This is a genomic window from Diaphorobacter sp. JS3050 (assembly GCF_013154915.1).
In the GTDB taxonomy this organism is placed as follows: domain Bacteria; phylum Pseudomonadota; class Gammaproteobacteria; order Burkholderiales; family Burkholderiaceae_C; genus Diaphorobacter; species Diaphorobacter nitroreducens.
Window position 1 is genome coordinate 2,830,466 of sequence record NZ_CP053553.1, and the last position, 21,374, is coordinate 2,851,839.

Below are 21,374 nucleotides of genomic sequence, written 5' to 3' on the forward strand. Positions count from 1 at the left end.
CGACTCTGCTACCCTCGCGCGCATCATGTCCGTCCCGTCCGCCGCCATCGGCCCGCAGCAGGCGCCTGCGGTACCCGTGCCTGTGCCTCCCGGCCTGGCCATCCTGGTGCTGGCCCTGCTGCTGAGCATCCAGCCCGTCACCACCGATCTGTACCTGCCCGCCCTGCCCGCGCTCACGCGCAGCCTGAACGCACCCGTGGCCGCAGGCCAACTCACGCTGTCCGCGCTGCTGCTGGCCTTTGGCTGCTCGCAACTGGCATGGGGGCCACTGTCCGACCGATTCGGCCGCCGGCCGGTGCTGCTCACCGGGCTGGCGCTGTACACGCTGGCGGCGGTGGGTGCGGCGCTGGCGCCGTCCATGGCGGTGCTCATTGCCTGGCGCACGGCCCAGGGCGTGGCCATGGGTGCCGTGGTGATGTGCGCGCGCGCCATCGTGCGCGACCTGTACACGCCGCTGGCGGGCGCACGCGCCATGTCCAAGGCGCTGACCGGCTTGGGGCTCGTGGCCTGCCTGTGCGCGCCGCTGGGCGGGTTGCTGACCGAATGGTTCAACTGGCGCGCGGCACTGCTGGCGCTCACCGGCTACGCCATGGGCACGTTGGCGCTGGTGGCGCTGCGCATGCCCGAGACGCTGCACCAGCGCAACCCGCACGCCCTGCGCCCCGCCATGCTGGCAGGCACCGCGGCGCAGGTATTGCGCACGCCCGCGTTCTGGGCGTTCTCGCTGCTCACCACGGCCAGCTATGGCGGGCTGTTCACCTTCCTGGCTGCTTCGTCCTTTGTCTATCTCGACGTGCTGGGCATTTCGCGCACGCAGTACGGGCTGGCGCTGCTGTCCACGGCCGTGGCGTACCTGCTGGGCACGCTGCTGTGTCGGCGGCTGCTGGCGCGCCAGGGCCTCAAGCGCACGGTCGCCATCGCCGGCGCGCTGTCGGCCAGCGGCGGCCTGCTGATGTTGCTCGCCGCCGCGCTGGGCTGGCATAGCGTGGCCGCGCTGCTGCCGCCGTTCTACCTCTACATGGTGGGCCACGGCATCCACCAGCCCTGTGGGCAGTCGGGCGCGGTGGGACCGTTCCCGCAGGCGGCGGGCATGGCCTCGGCACTCAATGGTTTCATGATGATGCTGGCGGGCTTCGCCATCGGCCAGTGGCTGGGCGGGGCGCTGGACGGCAGCGTGTGGCCGCTGGTGCAAGGCGTGGCCCTGTGGTCGCTGCTGCTGGCCGCCATTGCCTGGACGCTGGTGCAGCGCCATGCCCCGCAGGAGGTTGCCCATGCCCGCTGACCACATTCCCGCGCTCGCACTGGCTGGGCCCACGGCCTCGGGCAAGACGGCAGCGGCGTTTGCCATTGCCGACGCGCTCGCCCCCCGCCTGCCGGTGGAGATCATCAGCGTGGACTCGGCCCTGGTGTACCGCGGCATGGACATCGGCACCGCCAAGCCCACGCCCGCCGAGCAGGCGCGCGTGCCGCACCACCTGATCGACATCCGCGACCCGCTGCAGGCCTACAGCGCGGCCGAGTTCGTGCAGGACGCCACGCGCCTGATCGGCGAGATCCGCGCGCGCGGCGCGCTACCGCTGCTGGTGGGCGGCACCATGCTGTACTTCAAGGCGCTGTTTGACGGCATCGACGACATGCCGCCCGCCGACGCCGCCGTGCGCGCGCGCCTGGAGGCCCAGGCCGCCGCCATCGGCTGGAGCGGCATGCATGCCGAACTGGCGCGCGTGGACCCGCCGACCGCCGCGCGCCTGGCACCCGGCGACAGCCAGCGCATCCAGCGCGCACTGGAGGTGTGGCATGTCTCGGGCCGGCCGCTGTCGAGCTTTCACACGACCAAAACCGTAGCAGCCAGCGACCGCCCGATGAGCGCTGCAAGCCTTTTTTCCTTGGAACCACACGACCGCGCTTGGCTGCATGGGCGCATTGCCGAGCGCTTTCACGCCATGCTGGCCGCCGGCTTTCTGGACGAAGTCCTGCGCCTGCGTGCGCGCGGCGACCTGCACGCCGAGCTGCCCAGCATGCGCTGCGTGGGCTACCGCCAGGCGTGGGAGTCACTGGACGGCCTCTACCCGATGAGCAGCCTGCCGGAGCGCGGCATCGCCGCCACGCGCCAGTTGGCCAAGCGCCAGATCACCTGGCTGCGCAGCATGCCCCAGCGCCATTCGATCGCCTGCGACGCGCCCGACGCCACTGCGCAACTGGTGCAGGCCGTGCGCGCGCGCGTGTGGGGTGGCAGCGCATGAGCCCCCAACCCACGTCCCTGCTGCAGGTGCGCGGCCTTGCCAAGCGCTACGGCGGGCAGGCGGTGTTCGAAGGCGTGGATCTGCAGGTGCAGCGCGGAGAGTTCGTCGCCATCGTTGGCGACTCGGGCGTGGGCAAGTCCACGCTGCTCAACTGCTTGGCGGGGCTGGACCATTGGGATGCCGGTCAGGTGCTGCACGAGGGCGTGGATCTGGGGCAGTTGGACGACACGCAGCGCGCTCTGTGGCGTCGCGCCCATGTGGGCTTCGTCTTCCAGGCCTTCCATGTGTTGCCGCATCTGGACGTGGCGCAGAACGTGGGCCTGCCGCTGATGTTGCTCAACCGCCCAGATGCGCAGCGCGTGCAGCACATGCTGGCCGCCGTGGGCCTGGAAGGCCTGGGCGAGCGGCTGCCGCAGCAACTCAGCGGGGGGCAGCTGCAGCGCGTGGCCATTGCCCGCGCGCTGGTGCACCGCCCCGCTCTGCTGCTGGCCGATGAGCCGACGGGCAACCTGGACCCCACCACGGCGGCGCTGGTCATGGATCTGCTCATCGCCCAGACCCGCGAGCACGGCGCCGCATTGGTGCTGGTGACCCATTCGCAGGCCGCCGCGGCGCGGGCGGACCGGGCGCTGCGCCTCACGGCACAGGGCATCCGCCCGGCAGGAACTGCTTAGTCGATCGTCAGGCGCTGCGTCTTGTTGCCCTGCTTCTTGGGCAAGGTGAGCGTGAGCACGCCGTTGTCGTATTTGGCCTTGGCCTGGGTCGCATCCACATCCACAGGCAATTGGAAGCTGCGAGCCACGGCACCATAGTAGCGCTCGCTGCGCAGCACCTTTTCGCCCTCCTTCTTCTCGTCATGCTGGCGCACCTCGGCACGCAGGCTGACCACGTTGCCGTCGATGGAGATATGGATGTCTTCCTTGGGTACGCCCGGCACTTCCGCCTGCACGGTGTAGGCGGCGTCATCCTCCTTCACATCGATCTTGATCTGCGACGGCGTGGGCAGCCCATCGCCGTGCAACGGGCGGACATAGAAGCCCGGCGCAAAGTCCTTGAAGAAATCGTCAAACAAGCTGCCACGGGTGACCAGTGAATTCATGATGAAACTCCTTCTTTCGAGAACAAGGTGAAGCGGCCCGCACGGGCCATCCGTCCGGCGGGTCGGCCCCGCCGTCTTCAGGCTATATAGGCGCTGTCGCGCCACGGTTCAAGAACCCCCGCACGTTTGAATTTGATGCAGCGCAACTCCACGCGCCGCGGCCCGCACAATCGCGGCATGCTGACCGCCCTGCTGCGCACCTTCTCCTGGCGTGCGCTGCGCCACCACCCCTGGCGCAGCGCAGCCGCCGTGGCCGCCGTCATGCTGGGCGTGGCGCTGGGGTTCGCAGTGCATGTGATCAATGCGTCGGCGCTGGACGAGTTTTCGCAGGCCGTGCGCGCGGTGAACGGCCAGCCCGACCTGGAACTGCGCGCCACACGCGGCGCGCTGCCCGAATCGCTCTATGGCGAGGTTGCCCGCCAGCCGCAGGTGCGCCTGGCCAGCCCGTGGCTGGAAGTGCCGGTACGGGCGTCCACGACCAGCGGCCAGACACCCGTGGCGCTGCGCGTGCTGGGCGCCGATGCGCTGCTGCTGCCCGCCATGGCGCCGGCCCTGGCGCCGCGTGCCTACGACGGCGCCGACCGCCTGGCCATGCTGGCGCCCGCCAGCGTGTTCCTCAACCCTGCGGCGCAACAGGCGCTGGGCCTGGGCGCCATCGACGCGCACACCCCGGCCATCACACTGCAGGCAGGCCTGGCGGCGCACCCCGTGCGCGTGGCGGGCACGGTGGCCGCGGGCGGCGCGCCCCTGGCGGTGATGGACATCGGCGCCGCGCAGGATCTGTTCGGCCGCACGGGGCAGCTCACCCGCATCGACCTGCGGCTGCACCCCGGCAGCACGCCCGCCAGCGTGCAGCAGGCGCTGGCCGCCCTGCCCGGCTGGCCGGCGGGCGTGCAGTTCGCCGCGCCGCAGGACGACATGCAGCGGGTGGACAGCCTCTCGCGCGCGTACCGCGTCAACCTCACGGTGCTGGCGCTGGTGGCGCTGTTCACCGGGGGCTTCCTGGTGTATTCGGTGCTGGCGCTCAGCGTGGCGCAGCGCGCGCCGCAGTTCGCGCTGCTGGCCGTGCTGGGCACCACGCCGCGCGAGCGCCTGGCGCTGGTGCTGCTGGAATCCTGCGCGCTGGGCCTCATCGGCAGCGTGGCCGGCATCGCCCTGGGCACGGCGCTGGCGGCGCTGGCGCTCACCCTGCTGGGTGGCGACCTGGGCGGCGGCTACTTCACCGGCGCACAGCCTGCGCTGCAGTGGAGTACACCAGCGGCGCTCCTCTACGGCCTGCTGGGCGTAGCGGCCGCGCTGATCGGCGGCTGGTGGCCCGCGCGCCATGCGCAGCAGTTGCCGCCGGCGCAGACCCTCAGGGGCCTGGGTGCGCAGGCCGGGCGCGGCGCGCGCGCCTGGATCGGTCTTGTTTTGATAGCTGCTAGCGCTTTACTGGCAATGCTTCCACCCATTTTTGGCATACCGCTGGCGGCCTACGTGGCGGTGGGCCTGCTGCTGATCGGCGGCATTGCCCTGCTGCCCTGGCTGGTGCAGGCGCTGCTGGCGCGGCTACAGCCGCTGGCGGCGGGCCATGCCCTGGCCCTGCTGGCGCTGGAGCGCGCCCGCCGCATGCGCGCCAGCGCCGCCGTGGCCGTGGGCGGCGTGGTGGCGGCGCTGAGCCTGGCCGTGGCGCTGACGGTGATGGTGGGCAGCTTTCGCGGCTCGGTCAGCCAGTGGCTGGACAGCGTGCTGCCCGCGCCGCTGTACCTGCGCGCGGCCGGCGGCGCCAGCGGCGACGAGGCCGCGGTGTTTCCCCCGGATTTCGTCCATGCCGTGGCGCGCCTGCCCGCCGTGGCGCGCGTGCAGGCGCTGCGCACCAGCAGCCTGCAACTGGCACCCGACCGCGCCCCCGTCGCGCTGCTGGCCCGGCCGCTGGAGGGCGATCCGGCCCGCGCTCTGCCACTGGTGGACCCTGCGCGCCCCGTGCCGCCAGGGCGCGTCGGCGTGTATGTGAGCGAGGCGGTGGTGGACCTGTACGGCGCCCGCCCAGGCGCGGACTGGCCGCGGCTTTCAGAGGTTTTCAGGCCTCCAGCGCTGTCTGGAAAAGCGCCAGCAGCTACATTTTTCGTAGCTGGTGTGTGGCGCGACTATGTGCGCCAGCACGGCGCCATCGCGCTGGACCTGCAGGACTTCGCGCGCCTGACGGGTGACGCGCGCGCCAGCGACCTGGCGCTGTGGCCCGCGCCGGGCCGCGAGGCCGGCGCGCTGCGCAGCGAGGTGCTGGAGCAGGCCCGCGAGAGTCTGGGCGCCTCGGCGGCGGATGCACTGGAATTCACCTCGGCCGATGCGATCCGCGCACGGTCGCTTGCGATCTTCGACCGCAGCTTCGCCGTCACCTACTGGCTGCAGGCGGTGGCCATCGGCATCGGGCTGTTCGGCGTGGCGGCCAGCTTCAGCGCGCAGGTGCTGGCGCGGCGCAAGGAGTTCGGGCTGCTGGCCCACCTGGGGCTCACGCGGCGGCAGATCCTGGCGGTGGTCGCCGGCGAGGGCGCGGCCTGGACGGCCGTGGGCGCGGTGGCCGGCACGCTGCTGGGCCTGGCCGTGGCGGCGGTGCTGGTGCATGTGGTGAACCCGCAGAGCTTTCACTGGACCATGGACCTGGCCGTTCCCTGGCCACGCCTGGGCGCGTTGGCCCTGGCCGTGGTGGCGGTAGGCACGCTGACCGCCTGGCTGGCAGGCCGCCTGGCCGCGGGGCGCGACGCGGTGATGGCCGTCAAGGAAGACTGGTAGTCGCCGACAATGCGGGCCATGTTGTCCCCCTCCTCTCTTTCCGCCCCGGCGGCCGGCAGCGGCTGGCTGCACGAGGCCATCGCCCGCATCGAGGCCGACTACCAGCGCAGCGCCGACACCCACCTGATCCCGCTGCCGCTGCCCGCTTTTGCCGGCGCCGGCATCGACCTGTATTTGAAGGACGAATCCACCCACCCCACGGGCAGCCTCAAGCACCGGTTGGCGCGCTCGCTGTTCCTGTATGCGCTATGCAATGGCTGGGTGCGCGAGGGCTCCACCATCGTGGAGGCATCGAGCGGCTCCACCGCCGTGAGCGAGGCGTATTTCGCGCGCCTGCTGGGCCTGCCCTTCGTGGCGGTGATGCCGCGCAGCACCTCGGCCGAGAAGATCGCGCTGATCGAGTTCTACGGCGGACGCTGCCACTTCGTGGAGCGTGCGGGCGACGTATACGACGCTGCGCGCGCCATCGCCGCCGACACGGGCGGCCACTACATGGACCAGTTCACCTACGCCGAGCGCGCCACCGACTGGCGCGGCAACAACAACATCGCCGAGAGCATGTTCACCCAGATGCAGCGCGAGCGCCACCCGGTGCCGCGCTGGATCGTGGTGGGCGCAGGCACGGGCGGCACCAGCGCCACCATCGGCCGCTACGTGCGCTACCAGCGCCACGCCACGCAGGTCTGCGTGGCCGACCCGGCGGGCTCGGTGTTCGGCGCCTACCACCGCACGGGCGACGCCACGCTCACCGCGCCGGGCTCGCGCATCGAAGGCATTGGCCGCCCGCGCGTGGAGCCGAGCTTCCTCCGCACGCTGGTGGACCGCATGGAGGAAGTGGCCGACGACGACTCCGTCGCCGCCATGCGCGTGCTGTCCACCCTGCTGGGGCGGCGCGTCGGCCCGTCCACGGGCACCAACTTCGTCGCCATGCTGCGGCTGGCGCAGGAGATGCGCACGCAGGGGCAGCAGGGGTCAATCCTCTCGCTGCTGTGCGACGCGGGCGAGCGCTACCTGCCCACCTACCACGACGACGCCTGGGTGCAGCGCTGCCTGGGCGACTGCGCGGCCGCGCACGCGCGGCTGCAGGCGCTGCTGGCCTGATGATCGGGCGCCGCGCGCTGCTGGCATTCGCGGCCCAGGGCGCGCTGGGCAGTGCTGCCTGCGGCTGGGCTGCTCCCGCCTGGGCCCTGGCGCCGCGCACGCTGGCCTTCCCGCGCGACCACGGCAGCCACCCCGATCTGCGCACCGAGTGGTGGTACATCACCGGCCATGCGCAGGCCGACGAGCGGCTGTGGGGCTTTCAGATCACCTTTTTTCGCACGCGCGTGGAGGCCACGCAGGGCATGCAGTCGGCCTTCGCCGCGCGCCAGCTCGTGTTTGCGCACGCGGCGCTGACCGACGTGCAAGGCCGTCGCCAATTGCACGACCAGCGCATAGCCCGCGCGGGCTTCGGCATTGCCCAGGCGCTGGAGGGCGACACGCAGGTGCGCCTGCGCGACTGGTCGCTCACGCGCCATGCCAGCAGCGCGCCGGGCGGCAGCCGCTACGAGGTGCGCGCGCAGGCAGAAGGGTTTGCGCTGGAGCTGGACTGCGCCAGCACCCAGCCCGTGCTGCTGCAGGGCCAGGCCGGCCTGTCGCGCAAGGGGCCCGACGCGGCGCAGGCCAGCTACTACTACAGCCAGCCCCAGTTGGCCGTGACGGGCGCCATCACCCTCGCGGGCCGGCGCATGCCGGTGCAACCACTGGCCGCGCCCGCCAACCGCGCCTGGATGGACCATGAGTGGAGCGAGGCGCTGATGCACCCCGAGGCCGTGGGCTGGGACTGGATCGGCATGAACCTGCACGACGGCGCCGCACTCACCGCGTTCCGCCTGCGGCGCGCCGACGGCAGCACGCTCTGGACCGGGGGTTCCTGGCGGCCCGCAGGAGCGGACGCCGCGCAGGTGTTCGCATCCGAGGCCGTGGTGTTCTCCCCGCTGCGCCACTGGCACAGCCCGGCCAGCGGCGCGCGCTACCCGGTGCAGTGGCGCGTGGACACGCCCGCGGGCGGCTTCATCGTGCGTGCGCTGCTGGACGCGCAGGAGCTGGACAGCCGCGGCTCCACCGGCGCGATCTACTGGGAAGGGCTGTGCACGCTGCATGCAGCGCGGGCGCGGGGCGATGCGGGCGAACCGGCCGGCCCCGAGGTGGGGCGCGGCTATCTGGAAATGACGGGCTATGCGCAGCGCCTGCGGCTGGGCTGACGGCGCGGCCTGTCGCTATGCATGTGATAGCTGCCAGCGCTTTGCTTTTGGGCATTTCCACCCGGTTTGTCTCTAAAACCTAGACACAACAAGCGCCGCCAGCTATCAAAAACAAAGCGGCCATGCAGGGCGGTTGCCGCGCATGGCCGAGGGTGCCGCCGGCCTGGGGCTTGGCCCAGCCGGCATGCGGTGACGAGGGCGTCAGTGGCTGCCGCTGCCCCCCGTGCGGCGGCGCTCCAGCCAGGCGATGATCTCGCCCATGATGCCGCGACGGAAGGCCAGCACGCAGACCACGAAGATCAGGCCCGTGACGATGGTCACCGACTCGCCCAGGGTGTTGAACCAGTCGATGGTCGTGAGTTGCGCGAGCAGCGTGCCCAGCTCGCCGATCTTGTTCTCCAGCAGCACCACCACGGCCGAGCCCACCAGCGGGCCGCTCAGCGTGCCCAGGCCCCCCACCAGCGTCATCAGCACCACGTGGCCCGAGGCGCTCCAGTGCACGTCCGTCAGCGTGGCGAAGCCCAGCACCAGCGTCTTGAGCGCCCCGGCCAGCCCCGCGATGGCGGCCGAGATCACGAAGGCCAGCAGCTTGAAGCGGTTGGTGTCGTAGCCCAGCGAGATGGCACGCGGCTCGTTTTCCTTGATGCCCTTGAGCACCTGCCCGAACGGCGAGTGGATGGTGCGCACGATCAGCAGGAAGGCCACCACCACCACGATCAGGCACACGTAGTACATGGTCATGTCGCTGGACAGGTCGAGCACGCCGAACAGCTTGCCGCGCGGCACGCCCTGCAGCCCGTCCTCGCCGCCCGTGAAGGGCGCCTGCAGCGCCGCGAAGAACAGCATCTGCGCCAGCGCCATCGTGATCATGGTGGCGTAGATGCCCTGGCGGCGAATGGCGAAGAAGCCCATCACCAGGCCCAGCAGCGCGCCGCTCAGCAGGCCCAGCAGCAGCCCGATCTCGGGCGTGGCGCCCCAGACCTTGATGGAGTGCCCCGTCACGTAGGCCGCACCGCCCAGGAAGGCGGCGTGGCCGAACGACAGCAGGCCCGTGTAGCCCAGCAGCAGGTTGAAGGCCGAGGCGAACAGCGCGAAGCACATTAGCTTCATCACGAACACCGGGTAGGCGCCAAGGAAGGGCGCGACGATCAGGCCGAGCAGCAGCAGGCCGTAGCCAATGGGAGCGAATTTATTGACGTTCATGTGGTTCACCCCGTTGGCTTACTTCTCTTTGCCGAACAGGCCGGCGGGGCGGATGAGCAGGACGATGGCCATGATGACGAACACGACGGTGGACGAGGCTTCGGGGTAGAACACCTTGGTGAAGCCCTCGATCACGCCCAGGCCCAGGCCGGTGAGGATGGAGCCCATGATCGAGCCCATGCCGCCAATCACCACCACCGCAAACACGACGATGATGAGGTTCTGGCCCATCAGCGGCGTGACCTGGTACACGGGCGCCGCCAGCACGCCGGCAAAGGCCGCGAGCGCTGCGCCGAAGGCGTAGGTCAGCGTCACCATGACGGGCACGTTGACGCCGAAGGCTTCCACCAGACGGGGGTTCTCGGTGCCGGCGCGCAGGTAGGCACCCAGCTTGGTCTTCTCGATCACGTACCACGTGGCAATGCACACCGTGACGGAGGCCACGACCACCCAGGCACGGTAGTTGGGCATGACCATGAAGCCCAGGTTGGTGGCGCCTTCGAGCAACTCGGGCGTGTCGTAACCCAGGCCCGAGACGCCATAGACCGAGCGAAACGCCCCCTCGATCAGCAGCGCCAGGCCCAATGTGAGCAACAGGCCATACGAATGGTCCAGCTTGTAGATCCAGCGCAGCAGCAGCCGCTCGATCACGACCCCGAACACCCCCACCACCAGCGGCGCCAGCACCAGCATCCACCAGTAGCTGATGCCAAAGTAGTTCATGGCCATCCAGGTAATCATGGCCCCCATCATGAACAGCGCACCGTGCGCAAAGTTGTTGACGTTGAGCAGGCCGAAAATCACGGCCAGCCCGAGGCTGAGGATTGCGTAAAACGAGCCATTGACCAGCCCCAACAGGAGCTGGCTCAAAAGACCCGGCAATGAGACACCAAAAATTTCCATGGCAGGCGGCAGAGGGTGAGGGGTCAGGTCAGGAGCTTATTTCCACAGAGCGCACTTGCTCTCGGCCTTGGTGGTGAACACCTGGTCGCCGGGCAGCTTGGCCACGACCTTGTAGTAGTCCCAGGGTTCCTTGGATTCGGAGGGCGACTTCACCTGCATGAGGTACATGTCGTGCACGAAGCGGCCGTCGGCGCGGATCGTGCCCTTGGCGTAGAAGTCGTCGATCGGCGTGGACTTGAGCTTCTCCATGACCTTGTCGGCATCGGTAGTGCCGGCGGCTTGCACGGCCTTCAGGTAGTTCATGGTGGCGGAGTAGTCGGCCGCGTGGATGTCCGTGGGCATGCGCTTGGTCTTGGCGAAGAACTTCTTGCCGAAGGCGCGCGTCTGGTCGTTCAGGTTCCAGTCCCAGCTGGTGGTCAGCAGCAGGCCCTCGGTGTTGCGCAGGCCCAGGCTGTGGATGTCGGTCAGGAACACGAGCAGACCGGCCAGCTTCATGGTCTTGGTGATGCCGAATTCCTTGGCGGCCTTGATGGAATTGATGGTGTCGCCGCCCGCGTTGGCCAGGCCCAGGATCTGCGCCTTGGAGCTTTGCGCCTGCAGCAGGAACGAAGAGAAGTCGGATGCGTTCAGCGGGTGCCTGACGCTGCCCAGCACGCGGCCGCCGTTGTCCTTCACGACCGCGGCCGTGTCGTTCTCCAGCGCCTGGCCGAAGGCGTAGTCGGCCGTCAGGAAGAACCAGTCCTTGCCGCCTTGCTTGACCACGGCGCCGCCGGTGCCCTTGGCCAGTGCCACGGTGTCGTAGGCGTAGTGCACGGTGTAGGGGCTGCACTGGGCGTTGGTCAGCGCCGAGGAGCCCGCGCCGTTGTTGAAATAGACGCGCTTCTTATCCTTCGCCACCTCGGCCATGGCCAGCGCGGTGCCGGAGTTGGTGCCGCCAAACAGCATGGTCAGGTTCTGCGTGTCGATCCATTCGCGCGCCTTGCTGGCGGCGATGTCGGCCTTGTTCTGGTGGTCGGCGGACAGCAGCTCGATCGGCTTGCCCAGCACCTTGCCGCCAAAGTCGTCGATGGCCATCTGGATCGCTACCACGCCGTTCTTGCCTTCCAGGTCGGCGTAAAGGCTGGACATGTCGGTGATGAAACCGATCTTGACCTTGTCCTGTGCATGGGCCTGCATGGCGGATACCGCCAGGCCGGCGGCCCCCATCACTGCGACCAGTGTCTTGAGTGTCTTTTGCATTGTTGTCTCCTTGGTGGGTGCGAAACGAATGGGAAAGGGGTCGGTCAGACGCCCAGCAACTGGTTGAGCACGGGCATCTTGGCCTCCAGCTCGTCGGCGCCGAACTGCAGGGCGATCTGGCCGTGCTCCATGACGTAGAAGCGGTCGGCCAGCGGCGCGGCGAAGCGGAAGTTCTGCTCCACCATCACCACCGTGTAGCCCTTCTCGCGCAGCATGGTGATCATGCGGGCCAGCGCCTGCACGATCACGGGCGCCAGGCCCTCGGAGATTTCGTCGAGCAGCAGCAGCTTGGCGCCGGTGCGCAGGATGCGCGCCACGGCCAGCATCTGCTGCTCGCCGCCCGACAGGCGCGTGCCCTGGCTGTTCCTGCGCTCGGCCAGGTTGGGGAACATGGCATAGATCTCGTCGACCGGCATGCCTTGCGTGCCGGTCTTGAGCACGGGAGGCAGCAGCAGGTTCTCCTCGCACGACAGGCTGGAGAAGATGCCGCGCTCCTCGGGGCAGTAGCCCAGGCCCAGGTGCGCGATGCGGTGTGTGGGCAGGTGGATGGTCTCCACGCCGTGGATCTTCACCGAGCCCTTGCGTGCGCCGGTCAGGCCCATGATGGCGCGCATGGTGGAGGTGCGGCCCGCGCCGTTGCGCCCGAGCAGGGTGACCACCTCGCCGGGCTGCACGACCATGTCCACGCCGTGCAGCACGTGCGACTCGCCGTACCAGGCTTCGAGATTGCGGATTTCCAGTGCGGGGGTGCCGGCCATGTCAGTGCGCCCCCTGCAGTTGGCCGTCGGTCGTGCCCATGTACGCTTCCATGACTTGTGGATTCTTCGAGACTTCTTCGTAGGGCCCTTCGGCCAGGACAGCGCCGCGCTGCAGCACCGTGATGCGGTCGGCGATGGTCGCGATGACCTTCATGTTGTGCTCCACCATGAGGATGGTGCGGCCGGCCGACACCTTTTTGATGAGCTGCGTGACGCGGTCCACGTCCTCGTGGCCCATGCCCTGCGTGGGCTCGTCGAGCAGCATGAGCTCGGGCTCCATGGCCAGCGTGGTGGCGATCTCCAGCGCGCGCTTGCGGCCATAGGGCAGGTTGACGGTGACCTCGTCGGCCAGCTCCTGCAGGCCCACCTCGGTCAGCAGTTCGATGGCGCGGTCGTTGAGCTGGCCGAGGCTGCGCTCGCTGCGCCAGAAGTGGTAGCTGGTGCCCAGCTTGCGCTGCAGGCCCAGGCGCACGTTCTCCATCAGCGTGAGGTGCGGGAACACCGCCGAGATCTGGAACGAGCGAATCACGCCGCGCCGCGCGATCTGCGCAGGCTGCTCACGGGTGATGTCGTTGCCGTTGAAATGAATGGTGCCCGAGGTGGGCTCCAGGAACTTGGTCAGCAGGTTGAAGCAGGTGGTCTTGCCTGCGCCGTTGGGGCCGATCAGTGCGTGGATGGAACCACGGCGCACGCTCAGGCTCACGTCGCTGACTGCGGTGAAGCCCTTGAATTCCTTGGTGAGGCGAGAAGTTTTCAGTATGACGTCGCTCATTGCCACCGGACCCTTACCGCACAGGGTGTGCGACACAGTCCGACTCCGTGTTTATGTTGCATCGCATCCTAAGGGGACACACCTTGCGACATAACTGGGACAAATGCCTATGTAGCAACACCTACGTAACAACACGTCATCACCCCGTCATACGCGGGGTTGTGCGGGACATTCATGCGCCCTCAAACGCCAGGACGATAGCCGACTCATCCGCCGCCATTACGACGCGCGAGCGCACGCGCAGACGCGATTGCGGCGCCGCAAATCCGACCATCTGCACGCCCGCATCCAGTTGCGCAGACACCTCGTCGCCCAGCTCGCCACGTGACACGCGCGTGGCCCGCGCAGGCCAGTGATTGGCACCGGGCGCCGCTGGCGCGACGGCTGCCGGCAGCACGCGCACCGCAGTGGCCTTGCACAGGGCCTGTACGGGCACGCCGGGGCGCAGGCCCAGCAGCTCGGCGCTCTCGCGGGTGATGCGCGAATACACCGCCAGGCCGTCGGCCGACGCAGCCAGTTCACCCGCACCGCGCAAGTGCACGCGCACGATCTGCCCGCTGGCATGCATCCCCTGAACGATGCAAGGCCATTGGTTGCGCATGCTGGTGCGCAAGGCCAGGCGCGCGGCAACCGCCTGCGCCACCTCGCTGCCATCGAGCCGCTGCAGCACCACGGTGCGCGCCTGCTGCATGGCATCGGCCGCTGCCAGCAGCTGATCGCCGGCGGCGGTAAGCCGCGCGCCGCCACCGCCCACGCCGCCCACCACGCGCTCCACCAGCGCCACGCCAGCCAGATTGGTGAGCGTGTCCAGCGCCTGCCACGCCGCCTTGTAGCTCACGCCCACAGCCCGCGCGGCCTGCGAGATGGAGCCGCCCTGCCCGATCTGGCGCAGGATGTCGATGCGCTTGTCGGCCATGTCGTGGCGCAGGGCATCCAGAAATGAGGGGTGTTGGTGCATGGCCCGCATCATGCCGCCCGCCACAGGGCGCTGGCTATACTGCCCGCTATTCATCAATGGAATAGCGAGGTGGTGCTGATGGCGGCTTCATCTGTGGGCAAAACCCTTGCAGGCTTGGCGCTTATGGCAGCCTTTGCAGCGCACAGTGCCGAGGTATCGGTGGCCGTGGCGGCCAACTTTGCCGCGCCCATGCAGCAGATTGCGGTGCAGTTTCAGCGCGACACGGGCCACAAGGCCGTGCTGTCGTTTGGCGCCACGGGCAAGTTTTATGCGCAGATCGCCAACGGTGCGCCGTTTGGCGTGCTGCTGGCAGGCGACGACGCCACGCCCGAAAAGACCGCCCGCGAAGGCCTGGGCAATGGCGCCACGCGCTTCACCTACGCCATCGGCCGGCTGGTGCTGTGGAGCAAACAGGCCGGCTACGTGGATGCCGAGGGCAAGGTACTGCAGCAAAGCGACTGGCGGCACATCGCCGTCGCCAACCCCAAGCTGGCCCCTTACGGCCTGGCGGCCGTGCAGACGTTGGACAAGCTGGGCCTTACGGCGCAGGTGCAGCCGCGTATGGTCACCGGCGAGAACATCGGCCAGACCTACCAGTTCGCCGCGTCGGGCAATGCACAGCTGGGCTTTGTGGCGCTGTCGCAAGTCATGGAAGGCGGCCGGCTGCGCGAGGGCTCGGCCTGGGTGGTGCCCGCCAGCATGCACGCGCCCATCCGCCAGGACGCCATCGTGCTAAAGCCCGGCCAGGGCAACGCCGCCGCCGCTGCGCTGATGGACTACCTGCGCGGCGACAAGGTGCGCGCCATCATTCAGTCTTACGGCTATTCTTTTTGAAGCAGCTTGCGCCCATCCGACAAGGGTTAGAGCCGTTTTTCCCTTAAACCCAAGCAACCCTTTAGTCCAGCAGCAATGCACCTTCTGCCACTGTCCCCCGAAGACTGGGCCGCCATCTGGCTCACGCTGCAGCTGGCCAGCGTCACCACCGTGCTGCTGCTGGTGCTGTGCACACCGCTGGCCTGGTGGCTGGCCCACACGCGCTCGCGCTGGCGCGGCCCCGTGGGGGCCGTGGTGGCGCTGCCGCTGGTACTGCCGCCCACGGTGATCGGCTTCTATCTGCTGGTGAGCATGGGGCCAGGCGGCGCCATCGGGCAGCTGACCGAGGCGCTGGGCCTGGGACGGCTGCCGTTCACCTTCCCGGGGCTGGTCGTCGGCTCCCTGGTGTATTCACTGCCATTTGCCGTGCAGCCGCTGCAGCGCGCCTTCGAAGCGCTGGGCCGCCGACCGCTGGAGGTGGCGGCCACGCTGGGCGCCAGCCCGCTGGACCGGTTCTTCAGTGTCGCCCTGCCCTTGGCGCGCCCCGGTTTCGTGACGGCCGCCATCCTGAGCTTTGCGCACACGGTGGGCGAATTCGGCGTGGTGCTCATGCTGGGCGGCAACATCCCCGGGGTGACGCGCGTGGTGTCGGTGCAGATCTACGACCATGTGGAAGCCCTGGAGTACGCCCAGGCGCACTGGCTCGCCGGCGGCATGGTGGCGTTCTCGTTCATCGTGCTCATGCTGCTGCACTGGCTGCAGCCCAGGGGGGGGCGATGACGGGCGCAATGAACGGCATTCACGCCCGGCTGTCTTTGGCGCGGCCGGACTTCACGCTGGACGTGCAGCTGGCGCTGCCGGGCCATGGCGTGACGGCGCTGTTCGGCCCCTCGGGCTGCGGCAAGACCACCTGCCTGCGCGCGCTGGCGGGGCTGGAGCGCGCGCGCGGCAGCGTGCAGGTCAACGGCGAAGTCTGGCAGGACGACGCCACCGGCCAGTGGCGCCCCACGCACCAGCGCGCGCTGGGCTATGTGTTCCAGGAGGCCAGCCTGTTCGCGCACCTGGACGTGCGCCGCAACATGGAATACGGCCTGCGCCGCCAGCCGCCCGCACGCCGCCGCGTGTCGCTGGAGCAGGCGGTGGAACTGCTGGGCCTGGGCGCCCTGCTGCCCCGCATGCCCCACACCCTCTCGGGCGGTGAGCGCCAGCGCGTGGCGATTGCGCGGGCTCTCGCCACCAGCCCGCGCGTGCTGCTGATGGACGAACCCCTGGCTGCACTGGACGCCGCGCGCAAGGCCGAGGTCATGCCCTACCTGGAGCGCCTGCAGCGCAGCCTGGACATTCCCGTGCTCTACGTGAGCCACTCGAGCGACGAGGTGGCCCGGCTGGCCTCCCACCTGGTGCTGCTGCAGGCCGGCCGCGTCACGGCCCAGGGCCCCACGGCCGAGCTGATGGCGCGGCTGGACCTGCCCCTGGCGCACGGCGACGCCGCCGCCGCGCTGGTGCAGGGCCGCGTGCTGGCGCACGACGCGCACGACCAGTTGCTGACTGTGGCCATCGACGGCGGGCAGATTCAGTTGGCCAGCGGCCGCCCGCGCGCCGTGGGCGAGGGCGTGCGTCTGCGCGTGCTGGCGCGCGACGTGAGCCTGGCGCGCACACGCGCGGCGGACAGCAGCATCCTGAACCTGCTGCCCGCGCGCATCACGCAGTTGGCCGACGACGGCCCCGGCCAGGTGCTGGTGGCGCTGGACGTGGTGGGCACCACGCTGCTGGCGCGCATCACGCTGCGCTCTTGCCGCACGCTGGCGCTGGCCGTGGGCGATGAGGTGTTTGCGCAGGTCAAGGGCGTGGCGCTGGTGGACTGAGGCGATCACTCCTGCGGACGCACGGCGCTACACGTCATCTGGGCCAGCCATGCCGCGACACGCAGGTGCGCCCACCCATTGTCAAGTTCAACGCCCGCGATGGTGAAGCCGTGCCGCGCGCCGCTCAGGGCGCGGCAAATCCCAGGCGCCGCAGCACGCGCTGCGCGGGCTCGGCCATCAGGGTCTGGGCAAAGTCCAGCGCGGCCTGGGGCGCACCGCGACGCACCGTAAGCCCATAAGCTGCAGCCACCTGCAGCTCTGGCGGCACCTGCACCACCTGCAGCGCCGGCACTTCGCGCTGGGCAGAAACAGCGTTGGTGCAGTAGGTCAGAAACACGTCCGCCCGCCCCTCGGCCATGACCCAGGCATAGGTGCCGCGACCGGGTGGCGCCTTGGGCGAGGTGGGCCCGCCGGTCAGTTGCAGCGCCTTGGCCTCCAGCCGCGCAAAGGCGCCGGGGCGTACCTGCTCTGCCCGGCGAAACAGCTCCCAGGCATAGTCGCCCGACGGGTCCGACTGGGGCGTGGAGGTGCCCAGCCGCATGTCGGCGCGCAGCAGCGTGTCCAGCAGGTTGGCCGTGGTCACCGGCACGCCGGGCGCAGCCAGTGCACACAGGGCATTGCGGGTGAACACCTGCGGCGCGCCCCAATCGCCCGCGCGCGCCAGGCGCTGCGGGTGCTCGGTATCGGCGGAGGCGAATACCATGGCCGGCTCGCCGGACTCGATGCGCTCGCGCAGCAGGCCGGACGCTCCGAAGGTCAATGCCACCTTCTGGCCCGTGCGCACCTCGTGCTCACGCGCAATCTCGGTGAAGGCCTCGCGCAGGCTGCCGGCGGCATAGACGGTCACGTTCGTGGCCGCGCCCATGCCCGCGGACGGCGTGCTTGCACCCATTGCCGTGCCGCCAGGCTGGGCACAACCGCTCAACACGGCAGCCATTGCGGCCACGCCGGCCACGCAGAGCAAGGAACGGCGGTCCATGGCATGGCCTTACGGGTTGGCGTTGGGGAAGAACAGCTGCTCGCCGTTGATCTTGTAGCCGGCGATGGCGCTCTGGCCCGCGGGCGAGACCACCCAGTCCACGAACTTCTGCGCCTCAGCCTGCTTCACATGCGGGTGCTTGGCGGGGTTCACCACCATCACGCCATACTGGTTGAACAGGCGCTTGTCGCCTTCCACCAGCACCGCGAGGTTGTCGCGGTTCTTGAAGTTGAGCCAGGTGCCTCGGTCCGTCAGCGCGTACGCACCGCTGGAGGCCGCGATGTTCAGCGCCGGGCCCATGCCGCACCCGCATTCCTTGTAGCCGCTGCCCTTCACGCCCTCGGTGGCGATCTTCCAGTAACGCAGCTCGGCTGCATGGGTGCCGCTCTTGTCACCGCGCGAGATGAACTCCGCGTTGGCCGCGGCGATCTTCTTGAGTGCGGCGGCGATGTCGTTGCCCTTGGTGCCAGCAGCATCCGCCTTGCCACCCACGAGGATGAAGTCGTTGTACATGACCGGGTAGCGCTTCACGCCCCAGCCGTCGGCCACGAACTTCTCCTCGGCCACCTGGTCGTGCACGAACAGCACGTCGGCGTCGCCGCGGCGCGCCATGTCCAGCGCCTGGCCTGTGCCCACCGCCACCACCTTCACGTCGATACCGGTGGCCTGCTTGAAGGCCGGCAGCAGGTGGGTGAACAGGCCCGACTGCTCGGTCGAGGTGGTCGACGCCATCGTGATGGCCTGTGCCGCAGCGCTGCCATAAGCTACCAAAGCAATAGCTGCTACCGCAGTCTGGGTAAGCGCCAGGGGCCCAAAACGCTTGTAACTCTTCATGCCATTTCTCCTTTGACGAACAGACGGGCGGCCTCGGGCAGGGGGCCGTTGAAAAAATCGTGCACGGGCAGGTCCGCCAGCACGCGCCCGTGCTCCAGGTAGAGCACACGGCTGGCCAGGCGCTTGACCTGTCCCAGGTTGTGGCTGCTGAACAGCATGGTCACCGGCTGATCGGGGCCGGCGCTGCCGTGGCTGGCGGCGAAGTCGGCCATCAGCGATTCGATCTCGCGCTTGGCATGCGGGTCCAGGCTGGCGGTGGGCTCGTCCAGCAGCAGCACGTCGGGCCGCAGGGCCCAGGCGCGCGCAAACGCCAGCCGCTGCTGCTGCCCGCCGGACAAGGTGCGCGCGTTCTGCCGCGCGATGTCCTGCAGCCCCACGCGGTGCAGCGCCACGGCGGCCTGGGCGCAGGCCTCCTGCCAGCGCACCCGGCGCAGCCACAATCCCAGCGCCACGTTGTTCAGCGCGCTGGTGCGCAACACGAAAGGCCGCTGGAACACCATGGCCACGCGCGGCGCGCCGTCGCGGCGCAGTTGTCCCGCGCTGGGCCGCACCAGGCCGTGCAATGCGCGCAGCAGCGTGCTCTTGCCACTGCCGTTGGCACCCACCAGAGCCACGCGCTCGCCGGGCATCACACGCAGATTGATGCCGGCCAGCGCCTGCACCGCGCCGTAGCGCACGGACAGCTCGCGCAGTGCAAACAACGGCGGCTCGATGGTGGAAACGTCGCCCGTGCTCTCCTCCCCGGGGAAGACGGGTGACGGCAGCGCGCTCATGCCCCCACCCCGGCCAGGCCGCCCACGGCGGCACCATCCACGCGTTCACGCCAGCGGCGCAGCAGCGCAATGCCCACGTTGAGCAACAACACGACGCCCAGCAGCACGAGGCCCAGCGCCAGCGCCAGCGGCAGGTCGCCCTTGCTGGTCTCCAGCGCGATGGCGGTGGTCATGACGCGCGTGAAGCCGTCGATGTTGCCGCCCACGATCATCACCGCGCCCACCTCCGAGATGGCGCGGCCGAATGCGGCGATCAGCACCGTGAGCAGCGCATAGCGCTCGTCCCAGGACACCAACAGGGCACGCAACAGGGTGCCGGCGCCCAGCGAGCGCAACTGCTCTCCATGCAGGCGGTCCACGTCCTCGACCACCTGGCGCGTAAGCGCGGTGACCACGGGCAACACCAGCAGCGCCTGCGCCAGCACCATCGCCTTGAAAGAAAACAGCCAGCCCAGGCTGCCCAGCGGGCCGGTGCGCGACAGCAGCAGGTACACGCCCAGGCCCACCACCACCGAGGGCACGGCCAGCAGGGTATTGAGCACCGCGAGCACCGCGTCGCGCCCGGCAAAGCGCGCCACGCCCAGCCATGCCCCCAGCACCACGCCCGCGCCGCAGGCGAGCAGGCAGGCCGTGGCACTCACGGCGAGCGAACGCACGACGATGGTCCACAAGGCGGCATCGGCGGAGGTGATGAGGTGCAGCGCCGTGGCGACGCTCTGGGTCATTGTGGACATGGGTTGGGCTATCGTATGCAGCAATCCAATACCCGGCGATATGAAAACTTGTGCATAGGATCCAACTCCACTACACGCTCGACCGCGACGCGGACGACGCGCTGATCCGCAATCCCCTGCTCGACATGCTGCAGGCCGTGGCGCAGCAGGGCTCCATCTCGGGCGCGGCGCGCGCGCTGGACCTGTCGTACCGCCACGTGTGGGGCGCACTCAAGCGCTGGGAAGAACAACTGGGCAGCGAGCTCATCGTCTGGGGCAAGGGCCAGTCCGCCCAGCTCAGCGAATTCGGCACCAAGCTGCTGTGGGCCGAGCGCCAGGCGCAGGCGCGGCTCGCGCCGCAGATCGAGGCGCTGCGCGCCGATCTGGAGCGCGCGTTTGCCGTGGCGTTCGACGAACATGCCCACGTGCTCACGCTGTATGCCAGCCACGACGATGCGCTGTCCGTGCTGCGTGCGTTCGCCACCGCGCCCGCCCACGCGGGCCAGGGCGGCGCGCTGCATCTGGACATCCGCTTCACCGGCAGCGTGGACGCGATCCGCGCACTCAACGAAGGGCGGTGCACCATCGCCGGCTTTCACACGCTGGAGGAGCCGGGCATGGATACCCTGGCCGCGCAGACCTACCGCCCGCTGCTGCAGCCGGGGCTGCACAAGGTGATCGGCTTCGCGCGCCGCGCGCAGGGCCTGATCGTGGCGCGCGGCAACCCGCTGGGCCTGACCTCGCTGGCGGACGTGGCGCGCACGGGCGCGCGCTTCGTCAACCGCCCGCTGGGCACGGGCACGCGGGTGCTGCTGACCGACCTGCTCGCGCAGGCGGGCCTGGAACCCGCAGAGATCGAGGGCTACGACCGCGATGAGCCCTCGCACGCCGCGCTGGCGCAGGCCATCGCCGCCGGCAGTGCCGACGTGGGCATGGGCATCGAGCTGGCGGCGCGTGCGCGCGGGCTGGACTTCGTGCCGCTGGTGTACGAGCGCTACCACCTGGCCTGCCTGAAGTCCTCACTGGAGCAGCCGGCCACGCGCGCGCTGCGCGAACTGCTGCAGACCCCTGCCTGGCAACGGCGCATGGCTGCCATGCCCGGCTATGCGCCCATGCACTGCGGCGAAGTGCTGGCCATGAGCCGCGTGCTGCCGTGGTGGAACTTCACGCGCCGCAGGGCCGCGGCGCGTTGACGCCATGAGGCGGGGAC

General features: G+C 69.5%; 21 protein-coding genes. 10 read left to right on the plus strand and 11 right to left on the minus strand.

Annotated features, from left to right (window positions below; all coding sequences use genetic code 11):
* Positions 1-25: 25 nt before the first annotated feature.
* The 3 genes from HND92_RS13590 to HND92_RS13600 are packed head-to-tail and all read left to right on the plus strand — an operon-like array spanning position 26 to position 2,917.
* The gene (locus tag HND92_RS13590; protein ID WP_172207733.1) at positions 26-1,282 is read left to right on the plus strand and encodes a multidrug effflux MFS transporter; all 1,257 of its coding nucleotides are present in this window, start codon (positions 26-28) and stop codon (positions 1,280-1,282) included.
* On the plus strand, positions 1,272-2,243 hold the full coding sequence (gene miaA, locus HND92_RS13595) for a tRNA (adenosine(37)-N6)-dimethylallyltransferase MiaA (protein WP_011806235.1): 972 nt from the start codon (positions 1,272-1,274) through the stop codon (positions 2,241-2,243). The genes HND92_RS13590 and miaA overlap by 11 nt, the downstream gene beginning before the upstream one ends.
* A complete protein-coding gene (locus HND92_RS13600) occupies positions 2,240-2,917 on the plus strand; it encodes an ABC transporter ATP-binding protein (protein WP_172207736.1) in 678 nt (225 codons plus the stop codon). Before miaA ends, HND92_RS13600 begins: the two co-directional genes overlap by 4 nt.
* Here the strand turns inward: HND92_RS13600 and HND92_RS13605 are convergent.
* The gene (locus HND92_RS13605) at positions 2,914-3,342 is read right to left on the minus strand and encodes an Hsp20/alpha crystallin family protein (RefSeq protein WP_172207739.1); all 429 of its coding nucleotides are present in this window, start codon (positions 3,340-3,342) and stop codon (positions 2,914-2,916) included. The genes HND92_RS13600 and HND92_RS13605 overlap by 4 nt on opposite strands.
* Before the next feature lie 135 nt (positions 3,343-3,477).
* Here HND92_RS13605 and HND92_RS13610 point away from each other — a divergent pair, with 135 nt between their 5' ends.
* From HND92_RS13610 to HND92_RS13620, 3 genes are read left to right on the plus strand one after another with little or no spacing between them, the layout of a single operon-like run.
* Positions 3,478-6,111, plus strand: a complete 2,634-nt coding sequence (locus HND92_RS13610) for an ABC transporter permease (protein ID WP_172207742.1) — start codon at positions 3,478-3,480, stop codon at positions 6,109-6,111.
* A gap of 9 nt (positions 6,112-6,120) precedes the next feature.
* Positions 6,121-7,212, plus strand: coding sequence for a PLP-dependent cysteine synthase family protein (locus HND92_RS13615; RefSeq protein WP_172207744.1), 1,092 nt, complete (start codon positions 6,121-6,123; stop codon positions 7,210-7,212).
* On the plus strand, positions 7,212-8,354 hold the full coding sequence (locus tag HND92_RS13620; protein ID WP_172207747.1) for a carotenoid 1,2-hydratase: 1,143 nt from the start codon (positions 7,212-7,214) through the stop codon (positions 8,352-8,354). Before HND92_RS13615 ends, HND92_RS13620 begins: the two co-directional genes overlap by 1 nt.
* A 201-nt stretch (positions 8,355-8,555) precedes the next feature.
* Here the strand turns inward: HND92_RS13620 and HND92_RS13625 are convergent, their stop codons facing one another.
* The 6 genes from HND92_RS13625 to HND92_RS13650 all read right to left on the minus strand — a co-directional run bounded on the left by HND92_RS13625 (position 8,556) and on the right by HND92_RS13650 (position 14,187).
* The gene (locus HND92_RS13625) at positions 8,556-9,557 is read right to left on the minus strand and encodes a branched-chain amino acid ABC transporter permease (protein WP_172207749.1); all 1,002 of its coding nucleotides are present in this window, start codon (positions 9,555-9,557) and stop codon (positions 8,556-8,558) included.
* 18 nt (positions 9,558-9,575) lie between these two features.
* Entirely contained in the window at positions 9,576-10,460 is an 885-nt protein-coding gene (locus HND92_RS13630) for a branched-chain amino acid ABC transporter permease (RefSeq protein WP_011806242.1), read from the minus strand.
* Positions 10,461-10,496: 36 nt separating this feature from the next.
* Positions 10,497-11,699, minus strand: a complete 1,203-nt coding sequence (locus HND92_RS13635; RefSeq protein WP_172207752.1) for an ABC transporter substrate-binding protein — start codon at positions 11,697-11,699, stop codon at positions 10,497-10,499.
* A 44-nt stretch (positions 11,700-11,743) separates the two neighbouring features.
* On the minus strand, positions 11,744-12,457 hold the full coding sequence (locus HND92_RS13640; protein ID WP_172207755.1) for an ABC transporter ATP-binding protein: 714 nt from the start codon (positions 12,455-12,457) through the stop codon (positions 11,744-11,746).
* Between the two features lies 1 nt (position 12,458).
* Entirely contained in the window at positions 12,459-13,229 is a 771-nt protein-coding gene (locus HND92_RS13645; protein WP_103738990.1) for an ABC transporter ATP-binding protein, read from the minus strand.
* 172 nt (positions 13,230-13,401) lie between these two features.
* Positions 13,402-14,187: a TOBE domain-containing protein gene (locus tag HND92_RS13650; protein WP_246867557.1), complete on the minus strand. Its 786-nt coding sequence runs from the start codon at positions 14,185-14,187 to the stop codon at positions 13,402-13,404.
* Between the two features lie 78 nt (positions 14,188-14,265).
* On the opposite strand from HND92_RS13650, the gene modA reads away from it, so the two are divergent.
* The 3 genes from modA to modC all read left to right on the plus strand — a co-directional run bounded on the left by modA (position 14,266) and on the right by modC (position 16,865).
* On the plus strand, positions 14,266-15,021 hold the full coding sequence (gene modA, locus HND92_RS13655; RefSeq protein WP_011806248.1) for a molybdate ABC transporter substrate-binding protein: 756 nt from the start codon (positions 14,266-14,268) through the stop codon (positions 15,019-15,021).
* Between the two features lie 75 nt (positions 15,022-15,096).
* The gene (gene modB, locus HND92_RS13660) at positions 15,097-15,780 is read left to right on the plus strand and encodes a molybdate ABC transporter permease subunit (protein WP_371814778.1); all 684 of its coding nucleotides are present in this window, start codon (positions 15,097-15,099) and stop codon (positions 15,778-15,780) included.
* 8 nt (positions 15,781-15,788) lie between these two features.
* Positions 15,789-16,865 carry a molybdenum ABC transporter ATP-binding protein gene (modC, locus tag HND92_RS13665; RefSeq protein ID WP_371814779.1) on the plus strand — a complete coding sequence of 359 codons (1,077 nt, stop codon included), beginning with the start codon at positions 15,789-15,791 and terminating at the stop codon, positions 16,863-16,865.
* A 124-nt stretch (positions 16,866-16,989) separates the two neighbouring features.
* On the opposite strand, the gene HND92_RS13670 is transcribed toward modC, so the two are convergent.
* The 4 genes from HND92_RS13670 to HND92_RS13685 are packed head-to-tail and all read right to left on the minus strand — an operon-like array spanning position 16,990 to position 20,185.
* On the minus strand, positions 16,990-17,844 hold the full coding sequence (locus tag HND92_RS13670; protein ID WP_088886328.1) for a molybdate ABC transporter substrate-binding protein: 855 nt from the start codon (positions 17,842-17,844) through the stop codon (positions 16,990-16,992).
* 9 nt (positions 17,845-17,853) lie between these two features.
* Positions 17,854-18,678: a substrate-binding domain-containing protein gene (locus HND92_RS13675; RefSeq protein ID WP_172207766.1), complete on the minus strand. Its 825-nt coding sequence runs from the start codon at positions 18,676-18,678 to the stop codon at positions 17,854-17,856.
* Positions 18,675-19,451, minus strand: a complete 777-nt coding sequence (locus tag HND92_RS13680; RefSeq protein WP_103739103.1) for a phosphate ABC transporter ATP-binding protein — start codon at positions 19,449-19,451, stop codon at positions 18,675-18,677. The genes HND92_RS13675 and HND92_RS13680 overlap by 4 nt, the downstream gene beginning before the upstream one ends.
* Positions 19,448-20,185 (minus strand): ABC transporter permease, encoded by a 738-nt coding sequence (locus HND92_RS13685; RefSeq protein ID WP_103739104.1) that lies wholly within the window; start codon positions 20,183-20,185, stop codon positions 19,448-19,450. Before HND92_RS13685 ends, HND92_RS13680 begins: the two co-directional genes overlap by 4 nt.
* A gap of 50 nt (positions 20,186-20,235) precedes the next feature.
* Here HND92_RS13685 and HND92_RS13690 point away from each other — a divergent pair, with 50 nt between their 5' ends.
* Positions 20,236-21,357: a substrate-binding domain-containing protein gene (locus HND92_RS13690; protein WP_172207770.1), complete on the plus strand. Its 1,122-nt coding sequence runs from the start codon at positions 20,236-20,238 to the stop codon at positions 21,355-21,357.
* Positions 21,358-21,374 lie beyond the last annotated feature (17 nt).